Annotated in this window: 9 protein-coding genes and 2 pseudogenes; 4 read left to right on the forward strand and 7 right to left on the reverse strand. The window is 38.0% G+C overall.

The annotated features are described in order from the left end of the window. Positions 1-20 precede the first annotated feature (20 nt). The 7 genes and pseudogenes from ADICYQ_RS14545 to alaS form a co-directional block, all read right to left on the reverse strand. Entirely contained in the window at positions 21-2,210 is a 2,190-nt protein-coding gene (locus tag ADICYQ_RS14545; RefSeq protein WP_020889399.1) for a leucine-rich repeat domain-containing protein, read from the reverse strand. Positions 2,211-2,456: 246 nt separating this feature from the next. Beyond that, positions 2,457-3,297, reverse strand: a pseudogene (locus ADICYQ_RS14550) (hypothetical protein). Then, positions 3,294-3,872 (reverse strand): hypothetical protein, encoded by a 579-nt coding sequence (locus tag ADICYQ_RS14555; protein ID WP_020889401.1) that lies wholly within the window; start codon positions 3,870-3,872, stop codon positions 3,294-3,296. Before ADICYQ_RS14555 ends, ADICYQ_RS14550 begins: the two are co-directional and overlap by 4 nt. 28 nt (positions 3,873-3,900) lie before the next feature. Beyond that, a complete protein-coding gene (locus ADICYQ_RS14560; protein WP_040416461.1) occupies positions 3,901-4,368 on the reverse strand; it encodes a hypothetical protein in 468 nt (155 codons plus the stop codon). 364 nt (positions 4,369-4,732) lie between these two features. After that, positions 4,733-5,851, reverse strand: a complete 1,119-nt coding sequence (locus ADICYQ_RS14565) for a TlpA disulfide reductase family protein (RefSeq protein ID WP_040416464.1) — start codon at positions 5,849-5,851, stop codon at positions 4,733-4,735. A gap of 4 nt (positions 5,852-5,855) precedes the next feature. Continuing rightward, the gene (gene gatB / locus ADICYQ_RS14570; protein WP_020889405.1) at positions 5,856-7,340 is read right to left on the reverse strand and encodes an Asp-tRNA(Asn)/Glu-tRNA(Gln) amidotransferase subunit GatB; all 1,485 of its coding nucleotides are present in this window, start codon (positions 7,338-7,340) and stop codon (positions 5,856-5,858) included. A 70-nt stretch (positions 7,341-7,410) separates the two neighbouring features. After that, positions 7,411-10,047, reverse strand: a complete 2,637-nt coding sequence (alaS, locus tag ADICYQ_RS14575) for an alanine--tRNA ligase (RefSeq protein WP_020889406.1) — start codon at positions 10,045-10,047, stop codon at positions 7,411-7,413. Positions 10,048-10,202: 155 nt separating this feature from the next. On the opposite strand from alaS, the pseudogene ADICYQ_RS14580 reads away from it, so the two are divergent. From ADICYQ_RS14580 to ADICYQ_RS14595, 4 genes and pseudogenes are all read left to right on the forward strand, one after another. Continuing rightward, positions 10,203-11,179 (forward strand): annotated as a pseudogene (locus tag ADICYQ_RS14580) (peptidoglycan DD-metalloendopeptidase family protein). A gap of 158 nt (positions 11,180-11,337) precedes the next feature. Next, on the forward strand, positions 11,338-11,691 hold the full coding sequence (locus tag ADICYQ_RS14585) for a MerR family transcriptional regulator (RefSeq protein ID WP_020889409.1): 354 nt from the start codon (positions 11,338-11,340) through the stop codon (positions 11,689-11,691). Further along, the gene (gene dprA, locus ADICYQ_RS14590; protein WP_020889410.1) at positions 11,672-12,802 is read left to right on the forward strand and encodes a DNA-processing protein DprA; all 1,131 of its coding nucleotides are present in this window, start codon (positions 11,672-11,674) and stop codon (positions 12,800-12,802) included. Before ADICYQ_RS14585 ends, dprA begins: the two co-directional genes overlap by 20 nt. Positions 12,803-12,873: 71 nt before the next feature. After that, positions 12,874-13,533: a hypothetical protein gene (locus ADICYQ_RS14595; RefSeq protein WP_040416467.1), complete on the forward strand. Its 660-nt coding sequence runs from the start codon at positions 12,874-12,876 to the stop codon at positions 13,531-13,533. Positions 13,534-13,609: the final 76 nt, after the last annotated feature.

Consider the following 13,609-nt stretch of genomic DNA (forward strand, 5'->3'; position numbering starts at 1 on the left):
GCCTATATGTTTTTTATACTCTAATAATACCGCACTTCACAGTTTGGTAATTCGTTTTGAAATTTCTCAACACTTCGTGAACTAAGCCTGGTATTAAAACAAACCAATCTTTCCAAATTAAGAAGATGGGTGATTTGCTTCACACTTCTCACCCCAGTACTGGCAATATCCAATGTTCGAAGGTCATACAGCATTTCAAGGCCTTTAAGATTCGATATATTGGTCCCAGACAAATTCAAATGCTTTAGCCTTTTAAGATTGCTTATAGGCTCAAGCTCACTAACAGCAGTATTGGATACATTTAGTGTCTCAAGCATTGACAGAGGCGTTACAACTGTCAAATCTCTAAAAGGAGACTCTGTGATTTCAAGTACCTCAAGCTTTTCTAACCTGGCAATGGCTGATGGATCTTGGAGCGGAACATTATTAATTTGTAATTCTCTTATATTAAAGAAGACTAGAAGGGGTTCTAAATTTAAAATGTTATCCCCACCAATTTCAAGTTTAACACTAGAAGTAGCTTGATGCAATGCCCAGGTATCGGGATGCTCTTCCAGGTCATAGTACCTTGAAAATAAGCTTTTCCAATCAGAATTCAAATTTTCCCACCAGGATAACAAAGCTTCCGTTCTAAATATCACATTGGTTTGTGGCAATAAACCAGCAAGCTCTTGCACATCCCACTCTGGCACTTTTGTATTGTCCAGATTAATAAAATCCAAAGAAGGAAGACTTTTAAGTGGCTCAACGGATTCTATATTGGTCCCTTGAAAAGAAAGCCGCTTTAGACCCGTTAATTCCTGTAATGCTTTAACGTTGGTAACTGCGCTAAAATCTCCATTAATGTGCAACAAATTTTTCATTTCTGCCAATGGAGAAAGGTCTTCTATCATGGTGTTTTCAAATGATAAGAAAGTAACACTTTTAAACTTTAGTGCAGGTCTTAAATTTACCACTTTGCTATTGTCCAAATTCAAGGAGTCCATGTTCACCAAAGTAGAAAGGGCTTCAATTGTGGGTTTACCTTGTCCTAGTGCTGGTAATTTTTCTACAAAAACCTGGTTCCAACCATCAGGAAGTGTTTGCCACCAGGTCTGAAGGTTTTCCACCATATGTATTAGTAGAATGCCTCTATTGTTTCTCGCAAATATATCTGCAGCATTTTCAGAAATACTGGTTCGGTCTGCATATATCCTTTTTACGGATTTAGATCCATTTATTGGGTCTAGCTGACTCACTTCTGTACCGTTGATATTTACCCGCCAAAGTGAAGGTAAAGAAGCCAAAGGAGACAGGTCAAGAATATTAGTCTCCTCAAGGTTGATTTCCTCCAATTGTTTCAACTCAGACAAAAACCCAAAGTTGATCAGGTAGTTTCCTCGTATATTCAATTCCTTTAGTTGAGATAAGTTTTTTAAGTTTTCGATATTATTGAAACCACTTTCCTCAAGGTCCAGCGTTTCAAGCTGGGTAAAGCTTTCCAATACCCCAAACCCTCTTAATGGCGCCTTTGAGGCTTTAAAGGTTTGTAGGTTTTTGAGACTGGTTAGTTCATCGATATTGGTCACTTTTGTACCTGAGATATCAAGGTACTTCAGCTTATCTGAATATTTGATAAATTGAATATCAACAGCTGGCGTATTGGATATATCCAAATAAGAAAGAAATGTAATATTGCTTATTGGGCTCAATTCCTGAATCTGTGTGTGACTAATGTCTACATAGGTCAAATCCCTAAACACATGTATAGGAGCTATATCTACCAGCAACTTATTGCCTGATAGATCAAGGGTATCTAGTGCCGATATTTTGTACAACATATCAAGCTGAACAGAATCATCAGTAATAGCAAATTTCTCTCTTAGCAGTGTTTCCCATTCAAGAGAAAGGCCACTCCACCATTCCAACAGCTCATCATCTCGACTTAGCTTGGTCGTATAAATACTCGCAATTTTCAGTTCGTTTGAATTCCTGTCCAGATTGATTTCTACAAAGCGGCGCTTAGTGTTTTCTATGCTTTCATTTTCGAGACCCAAACCAGTAAGTGTTCTATCCAACGATATCTCAAAAAACAGATCGTCGTTATCATTTACCTTTGGTTTTACCTCCTTTATCTTAAACTCGAAAGCAGCATCTTTGAAGAAAAACTCAATGTCTTTTAAATAAGCTACTACACTTTTATTGGTAATAACCTGCCTATCAAGTAGCAAATCGTCTTCTATCTGTACATTCTCATCCCGGAAGATTTTTTTATAGCTTTCCCTAATGATAACATCTTTATCCCTGGCAGAGGTTTCACCACTACCGACGGTATTAAGAAAATATTGTAAGAAACGGACTTGATCTTCTGCCTGCTGGCTAAAATCTTTAATCTCCTGTTTGGTGTATCCTCCAAGATCCTGAGCCAGGATTTTTGGAGCATAACAAAAAATAAAATCAGGAGAAATGCATTTACTTTAATCCCTGTCATAGATGTAGTTCAATATAATTTCTTTATCGCCTTCCTCCAATTTCATCAAATTGGCAATCAACCACCCAGTATTAAAACCAGGTCTATTGAATTGTCCTAACTCAAAATACCATTTATCAATTTGAAAAAAGTGGAATTTGGTATCTTTCACTGTTTCAAATTTCAGCCTTTTACTTTTTATTTCAAATAGAAATAATGTAAGGTAATCTGGTTCATAACCATCCGGAGTGTAAGACTCCGGTTTAGGATTGTCTACGATAGCCCTCCTCAGGTTCATAAAACCCAATTCATGACTTAAAGGGTGAAGAAATTTTTTCTCGTCGCCTTTGGGTTTATCAAACGCGGCTTTAAATGGAGGGAAGTTTACATTCTCTATGACCCACTCGTATCCCAATCCTTGAGGTTGTAACTTCAAAAACAGTACCACATCCTGTCTTTTTCCATTATAAGTGAAAACAGAATTAAGTTCTGCAAACCATTCTCCTCTGTGGAAGTTGAGATATTGGGGGTAGGTTTCGGATGTTACAAAACCTATAAAATCTCTTTTTAGGTCATTGCTAATCCCAGAGGTTTCATTATCGAAGAGAATATTAATAAAAGACTTCCTCAGGGCGAGATCGTGGTATTTCTCATCTCCTGGGTAATATCTTACATCTCCTTCTTTGCTTTCCTCTGCATTAAATCTTCTGAAAAATTGGTTGACTTGTTTGGTAGCGGCAGCAAACCTGCCATCATCAACAATCCGGCCGGAGCTATTGAAAGTCTGCCCCGGCGCGGAAAAAATTTGATAAGATTATGGTAATTAACGTAACAAATACTATTCTCATGCTGATGTTTCAGTCACTCTCACATCTCCCAACAACACATCCCAGAATTCAATGGTTCTACCTGAAATCTGAGTCTGCTTTTTCTCTACATAGATTGTAATATCCTTTTTAGTGGTATCTCTGTAGTTCAACCCTGCTTCTTGTGAAGTTCCTTCAAACCTTTGGTAGATCGTAATAACGCCTACGTACCTTCCGTCAGGCTGTCTCTCCAAGTCAGAGATATAATGAATATCATACCAGCTGATGTTCACCCTGTCGTAATTCAAAGCCATTAGTCTTTCAAAATACCTTCTGATTTTGTAATAAGCAACCTCATTGGTATTAACAGATGAAACACCCATTTCAGCATCAGGAGCGAAAAGCTCTTCAGCTCTATCCATTACCCTGGTAGCTTCAGAAAACTGTGTTTCTTTACTTCCGATGATACTGATGTATTTACTTAAATCTTTAACTTTTTCTAAGGCAAGAGAGTCAATTGCTTGCTTTCTTTGTGGGCTGATGCTCTCATCCTGTGCGAAAACGGAAATACTTGTTGCCAGGAAAAAGATAAGCAGGGATAAAATATATTTTTTCATAATAACTTACTTTCTATAGTTTTTTAAATTATCTTCTTCTTAATTCTAATTCGGTAACTTTTCCGGATCCATCCATTCTGATATCGCTGATAAAGTTCAGGTTCTTCTTGGTGTCTTTAAGATAGTTAAGATACCTTTCAATGGTAGTAGGCTCATCATAATCTTTCCTTCCGGATTCTTCATGAATCACAATTAGAACAGGCGTATTTTGATTAGAAAACATACCTAACGCTTCTCTTATTGTATTGTTAGCACTTTGCAAACTTGAAGCATTGGCTACTGCATTGAAGTAATTTTCTAATTTCCCAACTGCTACCTCTTCAGCTGATGGCTGTGGTGCTGGTTTTGGGGCTGGTGCAGGCTCTTCAACTGGCACAGGTGCAGGCGGGGCCTCAACCACTTTTTTCTTGCTTTTACAAGCTCCCATAGCTAATAAGACAAATAGCATTACAGTCAATGACCGTGTAAAGGGGAATTTTAGGTTCCTTTTTTTCATATGAATTGAATGGTTTTTAAGTTAATTGTAAAAACCTTGTATAAGGATGGGTTTTAATTTAAATGGCCCCATAATTCCCAAGATTTTTACGATGTAGTAGATGATTGATTTAAGTGTTTTTTTTAAGATAGTTTGATTTTCTTTAATCTGCACAATTTAAGTAATGAACGGCACTAATGTTGGTTTCAATTTATATTTATCAAAATTAACAATCTGTCTTTTTTAAGTAAACATCCTCAATTATAGGTAATAATTTCTTAAAACGCACAAAATGTTATGAATTGATGATGTATTCATACAAAATGCTAATATATCATTATATATCGTAATGTATGAAAGTTTTTTTTAACGGTAATTACACAATTTAATCGAAAATTTCAGACAATTTCTTTTCCAAAGATTTACCTCTTAAATCCTTGGCAATAATGTTACCGTTCGGATCTAGCAAGTAAGTTGCAGGAATCGCATTAATTTGATACTTGGCTGCTGCCTCTGAATTGAAATATTTCAAATCAGATACTTGAGTCCATGTCAAACCATCTTCTGCTATAGCTTTTGTCCACATGTCTCTGGTTCTGTCAAGAGATACACCAAACACTTCAAATCCATCTTCTTTGTATTGGTTATAGAGTCTTAACACATTTGGGTTTTCATCACGGCAAGGTTTGCACCATCCAGCCCAAAAATCAATCATCACATATTTACCCTTTAAATCAGAAAGGTTTACAACTTTTCCTTCAGGGTTGGGGAGTGAAATCTCAGGTGCCGGCTGACCAATAGAAAGGGCTCTCATTTCATTCAACTCCTGCTTCCATGTACTAATTAATTTCATGTCAGGGTATTTATCTCCAAGAGCAACTACCACACTGTCCATAAAATTAAAATCTGCTCCAGGGTCCAACATTCCTAATCCTGCCAATGCAGCAAAACTTCCTTCCGTTTTTGAAATTATATCTTTTACGTTCTCCGCATGGTTCATTCCCATAACCATCGCCTGCTCACGGATTTCCTGAACTTTGTCTTGGTCTTTCGCTGTCATTGCTTCGTAAAAAGCGGAATTCAACTCATTGGTCTCTTCCTGATATTTTACAGTCAGCTCATCTATATTAAATAATAACTCACTGTCTTTAGAACCAGTAACATCAAGCTTCTCAGATTCAAAATCATACTTTATTTCAACATCCTCCTCAAATAAAGCCAATCGAATAGTCTTTTCGCCAAACAAATCAAGGTCATAAAAATTAGGATTGTCTACAGTAAGCTCATGGCTAAATGTACCACCTTTACCAATCTCTAAGGTATCAAGGACTGAGATTTTGTCTACATCATATTGGGATAGGATTACATCTCCCTCTGGGATATTCTTCAATTTCCCGGAGATGGTTACTTTGCCGTCAAATACTTCTTGCTTTCCTTCTCCACATGCATATAGCAGCATGGTTGACAACATTATCGAAAATACACTTCTGGTTAAGAATCTCATAAAATCAATTATCCAATAATTCTGTTAAAATTTTGCTGGCAACCTTGGGATCTGCTTTTCCCTGAGACTTTTTCATTACCTGCCCCATAAACATGCCCATAAGCCCTTTTTTTCCAGACCTGTACTCTTGTACTTTTGCTGCATTCTGGGTTAAAACCTCCTCGATCAAAGGTCTTATCGAATCCTCATCACTATCTTGAATTAAATTTAATTCCTTAGCTATCTCAAATGGTGTTTTATCCGGGTGAGCGATTAACTCAGGGTAAACTTTTTGAGACGCTACTGTATAACTTACTTTCCCTTCATCGATCAAGGCTATCAATGCAGCGATTTGTGATTCATTTAAAGGGAAATCTTCGATCTTTAATGTCAATTCATTTAAATACGACTTAATTGGACCCATCATCCAATTTGAAGCTGCTTTAAAGTTATTGGTTTCCTTACACAACGACTCAAACCATAAAGCTATTTCCTTTTGGTCGGTCAATACTCCTGCATCGTATTCAGGAAGTCCGTAAGTATTTACAAACTTGTCAAATAATTGACGGGGCAGAACTGGAAGCTCAGCCTTAATTGAAGACAACCATTCTTCAGAAATAACTACCGGACTCAAATCCGGCTCTGGGAAATACCTGTAATCGTTAAGGTCTTCCTTGGTTCTCATGCTTGCTGTAAGTCCAGTCGTCGCATCAAAAGTTCTGGTCTCTGAAATTATAATTTCACCTTTTTCAAGTAATCCAATTTGCCTGTCGTATTCGTGCTCAACAGCCCTTACCACATTTCGGAAAGAGTTCATGTTTTTCACTTCCACCTTCTTACCCAGTTCTTTATCTCCTCTAAGTCTCACCGAAACATTCGCATCACATCTCAAAGAACCTTCTTCCATGTTACCATCACAGACATCCAGATAGACGACCAATTTCTTAATCTCTGAAAGGAGATTGTAGGCTTCTTCTGAAGAGCGCATATCAGGCTCTGTCACTATTTCTATCAATGGTACACCAGCCCTGTTGAAATCAACGAGGGTATCCACTTCTCCTGCCAGGTGCATGGACTTACCCGCATCTTCTTCCATATGGATTCGGGTTAGTGCCACCTCTTTTTTCTCCCCACTACTCAAAGTAATAGGGACAAAACCACCTACACAGATAGGATTTTTATCCTGTGTCAATTGGTATCCTTTTGGTAAATCAGGGTAAAAATAATTTTTACGGGCAAATACATTTCTCCTTGTAATAGAAGAATTACATGCCAATCCCATTTTCACAGCAAACTCTACCGCTTTTCTATTTACTTTAGGCAAGGTACCAGGGTGTCCCAATGTAATCACCGATATATTGGTGTTTGGCATCTTCCCATAGCTATTGGCATCAGAAGTGTACATCTTACTTTTGGTAAGCAACTGTGCGTGGACTTCCAGCCCTATCACCATCTCGTACTTTTTCTTGAGGTTTTCTGCCGTTAAGGTAGTGGACTTCTCTTCAATCATCTTTAAATTATTACAGTTATCGTTTCAAAATATCAGGGCATTGCCCATGACAAAATTGAATTCCGCTAAATTATTTTAAGGCCTGGTGAAGCAACGTTTCAGCTTTATCCAAAGCATTGGGCAAACCTGAGGAATCTTTCCCTCCAGCTGTTGCATAAAAGGGCTGACCTCCTCCTCCACCTTTGATCTCAATTGCTAATTCCTTCACCATTTTGCCTGCATGTAAACCTTTGTCTTTTACAAGCAAATCGCTTACCACAATTGCTAATTGAGGTTTGCCATTAATATCTGCTGCCAATACAGCTACTAAATTTTCAATTTCATTTTTCAATTCAAAAGAAAGCTTTTTTAAGGCCTCAGCATTAGGCAATTTAATCAATCCTAATATTAAGTTGTAACCGTTGAAGGATTTTACCTCACTTTTTAACGTTTCTTTTATTTCATCGGTAGCTTTTAGGTTCAATCCCTCGATTTCTTTCCTTAAAGAAGCCCTCTCAGTCATTAATCCTTCTATAGCTGCCACAATATCCCGGGGATGCTTTAGCGTTTCCTGGATGTTTTCTAAAAGCTCAAACTGCCGTCTAACATACTCTTCAGCTCCAGAAGCTGTCACCGCCTCTATCCTCCTAACGCCTGCAGCAATTGAACTTTCGGAAATAATTTTGAACATTCCTATTTCGCCTGTGGAAGTTACGTGGGTTCCCCCACACAATTCAACAGAAAAGGAAGGGTCAAAAGTAATTACCCGAACCTGCTCTCCATATTTTTCTCCAAAAAGTGCCGTTGCACCCATTGCTTTCGCTGCATCTATTGGCACATTTCTTTTCTCGTCCAGCAGGATATTTGTCCTTACTCTACTATTAACGATGTCTTCCACCTTAAGTATTTCCTCTGGTGTTAATTTAGCAAAATGAGAAAAGTCAAACCTTAAAACTTTATCATTTACCAGCGACCCTTTTTGTTGCACATGATCTCCGACCACCTGCTTCAATGCAGACTGTAAAAGGTGGGTTGCAGTATGGTTACTTTTAATCAAACCACGCTTTTTAGCATCTACTATTCCCGTAAAGTCTGCCTCTGGATTTTTAGGTAATGCTTCTACCCAGTGTACAATCAGGTCATTTTCTTTTGTGGTATCTACAACCACAATGCTTTCTTCCTCATTTGAAAGGATCCCAGTATCCCCTACTTGTCCACCACTTTCGGCATAGAAGGGGGTTTCTGTCAAGACCAGCTGAAACCTGTCCTTGTTTTTATCTTTGATCTTCCGGTATTTTATAATTTGAGCCGTCGCCCTCAAAGTATCATAGCCTACAAATACAGAGCTCTCTTCATCATTCACATTGATCCAATCACCAGTCTCAAGTTTAGATGCTGACCTCGACCTGTCCTTTTGAGCTTTCATCGCTACTGAAAAGCCTTTTTCATCTACGCTAAGGCCATTTTCCCTTGCGATCAATGAAGTAAGGTCCAATGGAAATCCGTACGTATCATACAACTCAAACGCCACCTCTCCTGAAATGGTTTTCTCATTTTTGGTTGCCAATGACTTTTGAATGTTTTCAAGATTTTTCAGTCCCTTATCCAAGGTCCTCAAAAATGCCAACTCCTCTTCCTGGATTACTTTGCCGATAAATTCTTGCTGCAAATTTATTTCCGGGTAAAACTCCCCAAATTTCTCTGCCAATACAGGCACCAATTGAAACAAGAATGGTGTTTTGAGGTCCAGGAAAGTATAGCCATAGCGTACAGCCCTTCTTAGAATCCTCCTGATCACATACCCTGCTTTGTTATTAGATGGCAACTGTCCATCAGCAATGGTAAAGGATATCGCTCTTATATGGTCTACAATTACACGAAATGCAATGTCTATTTTCTCAGAATTCCCATAAGTGAAGCCTGATATATTTTCCATTTTAGCTATAAATGGTGCGAATAAATCAGTGTCGTAGTTGGAAGACTTTTGTTGGATTACCCTCACCAATCTTTCAAGGCCCAATCCAGTATCAACATGCTTTGCAGGCAATTCTTTTAAATGTCCGTCTGCAAATCGGTTGTACTGCATGAAAACCAAATTCCATATTTCTATAACCTGAGGGTGGTCTTCATTGACCAGTTCCCTTCCAGGTGTCTTTTGAATTTCTTCCAAAGACCGCATGTCGAAATGAATTTCTGAGCAGGGCCCACAAGGACCGGTCTCTCCCATTTCCCAGAAATTGTCTTTTTTGGAACAATAAAGAATACTGTCCTTGTCTACCAATTCTTCCCAATAGCCAAAAGCTTCTCTATCTTCTTCTAACTTATCGTCCTTATCACCGCCAAAAACAGTGATGTACAACCTATCTTTAGGCAATTGGTAAACTTCAGTCAATAATTCCCATGCCCAATTGATCGCATCCTTTTTAAAATAATCACCAAAGGACCAATTGCCCATCATTTCGAACATGGTATGGTGATAGGTGTCTACACCTACTTCTTCCAAATCATTGTGCTTTCCGGAAACTCTAAGGCACTTTTGACTGTTAGTAACCCGAATATGATCTGGGTTTTCGTTCCCTAAAAAATAATCCTTAAATTGATTCATTCCAGCATTGGTAAACATCAATGTTGGATCGTTTTTCACAACTATTGGAGCAGATGGAACAAACTGATGCGCTTTAGATTGAAAAAAATCAATGAAATGGCTTCTTATTTGTTTGGAATTCATGTTTATTTACCTTAGAATGAATTACTTGGAATATTTAAAGTTTTTGAATTATCTTTGTAACCAAACTCCCAACTATCTACTTCCCTACAAAGTAGCTTAATCTCCTGGGTTTTTTCGGATTACAAAATTAGAAGTTTTAACGTACTATTTGTTAAATGAGTAGAATAAAATATTATTACGATCCCAAAACCTGCAAATACGAAAGGTATGTTAAGAGCAAATGGGATGTAACACTGGGTGTATTAGGATTTTTATCCTTGTCTTCAATATTAGCTGTCGGAATACTTATCGTTTTCCATTATTATTTTGACAGTCCTAAAGAATTGATTCTGAAAAGGGAAAACAAGGAGCTTAACCTCTATTATGAACTTCTTGAGAAGGAAGTAGCTCAATTGAATACCATGATGGGTGACCTTCAGGAAAGAGATGATAACCTATACCGCGTTATTTTCGAATCTGAACCCATTCCAAGTTCTGTCAGGAATGCGGGTTATGGCGGTTCTGATAGATTTATAGATATAAAAGAAAAAGGCCTTAATCAGGGCAAAATGATAATATCTGTTGCCAACAAGGTAGAAACATTAAAAAACAGCTTTTCATTCAATGGGAATCCTACAATGAATTGTCTGAAACGGCACTCAACAAGGAGGAGTATTGGGCTTCTATCCCTGCTATTCAGCCAATTCACAATGAAGAACTAAAGAGGCTTGCTTCAGGCTACGGCATACGACTACATCCTATTCTTAAGGTGAAGAAGATGCACACAGGTATAGATTTTTCTGCACCTAAAGGCACTCCGATCTATTCTACTGGAGATGGAGTGGTAGAACAGGTAAGAACAGAATTTGGAGGCTATGGCAAGTCTATCATTATAGATCATGGCTTTGGTTTTAAAACCAGGTATGCACACATGAATGATTTCAATGTGAAAGTTGGGAACAAAATTAAAAGAGGAGATAAAATAGGTACTGTAGGCAATACAGGCTCCTCAACAGCTCCCCATGTTCATTATGAAGTAATGAAGGAGGGCAAATACGTCAATCCTGTCAATTACTTCTTTAAAGACCTGGAACCAACCGAATTTGATAAAATTCTGGAACTGGCCTCAAGAGAAAATCAATCGCTTTCATAAATCATTAAAACCAATAAGAAAAGCCCTTTCCTCACTATTTGGGGAAAGGGCTTTTTTGATATAAAAGAAGTTTAGTAGGTTTTATAGAATTATTAGAGGCAATTGTTTTCTATATAAGGGATAATTTTTATATTTTTGATTGAAAAAATACCAAAGAATTGCCATACAAAGAAAAAGATATCGAAAAAAAATATTATTCCATCGGCGAAGTGGCTGAGAGATTTAAGGTTGCTACCTCACTGATCAGGTATTGGGAAGGGGAATTCGATATCATCAAACCCAAAAAAGACAAAAAAGGAAACCGCAGATTTACCATAGACGACATTGAAAAGATTCAGTTGATTTTTCATCTGGTAAAAGAAAAAGGTTACACGCTCACAGGTGCCCAAGAGATTATTAAAAGGGATATGCATAAGGTTCAGGACAAAGCAGCAATGATCCAAAGGCTAAATGAAATCAGAGGTTTTTTGACAGAAATCAAAAATAATCTGAATGAACAGCATACAGAATAAGGACTACCTATACCAGGTAGCACTCAGTTTGATCCCCAAACTAGGTCCTAGTATTTACAAGAAAATCATCCTACACTGCGACTCGGCAGAAGCATTTTTCAATTTACCCCGTGGCAAACTAGAAAGAATTCAGGGCATTGGCCCCAAGTTGCTTGCTTACAGAAAACAAAGAACCAGCTACCTTACCGAGGCAGAAAAGATAATAGATGCCGCAAACCAGCATGAAATTCAAATTCATTGTTTCATGGAGGATAATTACCCTGGTCGGTTAAAAGCCATTCCTGATAGTCCTCCTATTCTTTTTAGTAGAGGTAATTTAAGCCTCAACCCAGAAAGAACAGTGGGAATTGTAGGCACTAGGAAAGCCACTAAATATGGCAAGAATGTAACGCAACAAATTACAGAAGAACTGTCGAGGTTTCAACCAACCATCATCAGTGGACTTGCCTATGGAATAGATGTAGAAGCACACAGAGCCGCCATAGCTAGAAATCTACCTACCATAGGCGTCATGGGTTCTGACCTCAACACCATCTATCCGTCGATTCATAAGAAAATAGCTGAACAAATGAAAGAGAATGGGGGCTTACTGACCGAGTACAAACTCGGAACAGAAATGAGTCCTGGTAATTTTCCCCAAAGAAACCGCATCATTGCTGGGTTGGCGGATGCTCTAGTTGTAGTGGAAGCAGCTAAAAAAGGAGGCGCTCTGATTACGGCTGAAATAGCTTACAGTTATAACCGAGAAGTCTTTGCTGTACCGGGAAACCTTCAGTCTAAATACAGTGAAGGTTGCAATGACCTTATCAGAAATATGAAAGCTGGAATATACATGAGCTCCAAAGAAATCGTGGATTCCTTGTCGTGGAATTTAAATTCAGGTGAATCATTGGCCCAGCAGGTTTTCCCTGACACCTCTTTACTCGACCCACTTGAGACAAAAATCCTGGAAAGGATATTTGACAAAAAAGAAGTAGAAGTAAATTGGCTAAGCCATGATTTAAATCTACCCATTAGTACACTGGCTGTTAAGCTTCTCAATTTAGAATTCCTTGGTTTTGTTAAAGCTTTTCCTGGGAAAAAGTACCAATGGCTCCACAATAAACAATAAAAAGAACTACCGCTAATTGTAGCTGGTGTTTTATGCTTACATTAGTCTATACTGACCAAAACAAATAAAAAATGAAAAAGGCGCTTTACTCAATATTGTTCTCCATGATTGTCCTAGTAGGATGTGAAAATGACAAAAGTGTGGCCACTGACACCCTTCCCATGCAAATCGCTCAAGCCTATGGTTATGATCAATTGGATGAGGTTCAATCGATTTCTTATACCTGGAATGTAAGAAGAGACAGTGCTACTGTGATGGTTAGAGACTGGAAGTGGGACCTTGTAAAAGGAGAGGTTAGCTACTCAGATGCAGACACCAGCGCAACGTATCTTATTTCAGAAAAATCTGATCAAAATAAAGACATTGATCATAAATTTATAAATGACAAATACTGGCTTTTATTCCCTTTTCAATTGGCATGGGATGAAGGTTTTACTACAGAAATAACTGAGGGACAAAGCTCTCCTATCAACAACGAAACGACAACCAAACTCACCATACTTTACAACAATGAAGATGGCTACACACCTGGAGATGCTTATGACGTCTATGTGGACGACAATAAAATGATCAAAGAATGGGTTTTCAGAAAAGGCAATGCTGCAGAAGGCCGAGCTTTCACCTGGGAGAATGAGAAAGATTTTGGCGGTATTAAAATAGCCCTTGATCATGGGATGAAAAATGGAGAAAAAATCATCTGGTTTACAAATGTGGAAGTAAATAAGAAGTAAAAGAGATTAAGATTTCCTTTTAGCCACTAAGCTATTTAACAAGACTAAACTGGGCCCTTCCCTAGATTACCATAAA

The sequence above is a fragment of the Cyclobacterium qasimii M12-11B genome, from assembly GCF_000427295.1.
Taxonomy (GTDB): domain Bacteria; phylum Bacteroidota; class Bacteroidia; order Cytophagales; family Cyclobacteriaceae; genus Cyclobacterium; species Cyclobacterium qasimii.

What these genes read in the sequence shown, in the direction of transcription:
- dprA (WP_020889410.1), top strand. Translation starts at nt 11,672, where the DNA reads ATGAACAGCATACAGAATAAGGACTACCTATACCAGGTAGCACTCAGT.
- alaS (WP_020889406.1), bottom strand. Translation starts at nt 10,047, where the DNA reads ATGAATTCCAAACAAATAAGAAGCCATTTCATTGATTTTTTTCAATCT.
- ADICYQ_RS14560 (WP_040416461.1), bottom strand. Translation starts at nt 4,368, where the DNA reads ATGAAAAAAAGGAACCTAAAATTCCCCTTTACACGGTCATTGACTGTA.
- ADICYQ_RS14595 (WP_040416467.1), top strand. Translation starts at nt 12,874, where the DNA reads ATGAAAAAGGCGCTTTACTCAATATTGTTCTCCATGATTGTCCTAGTA.
- ADICYQ_RS14555 (WP_020889401.1), bottom strand. Translation starts at nt 3,872, where the DNA reads ATGAAAAAATATATTTTATCCCTGCTTATCTTTTTCCTGGCAACAAGT.
- ADICYQ_RS14565 (WP_040416464.1), bottom strand. Translation starts at nt 5,851, where the DNA reads ATGAGATTCTTAACCAGAAGTGTATTTTCGATAATGTTGTCAACCATG.
- gatB (WP_020889405.1), bottom strand. Translation starts at nt 7,340, where the DNA reads ATGATTGAAGAGAAGTCCACTACCTTAACGGCAGAAAACCTCAAGAAA.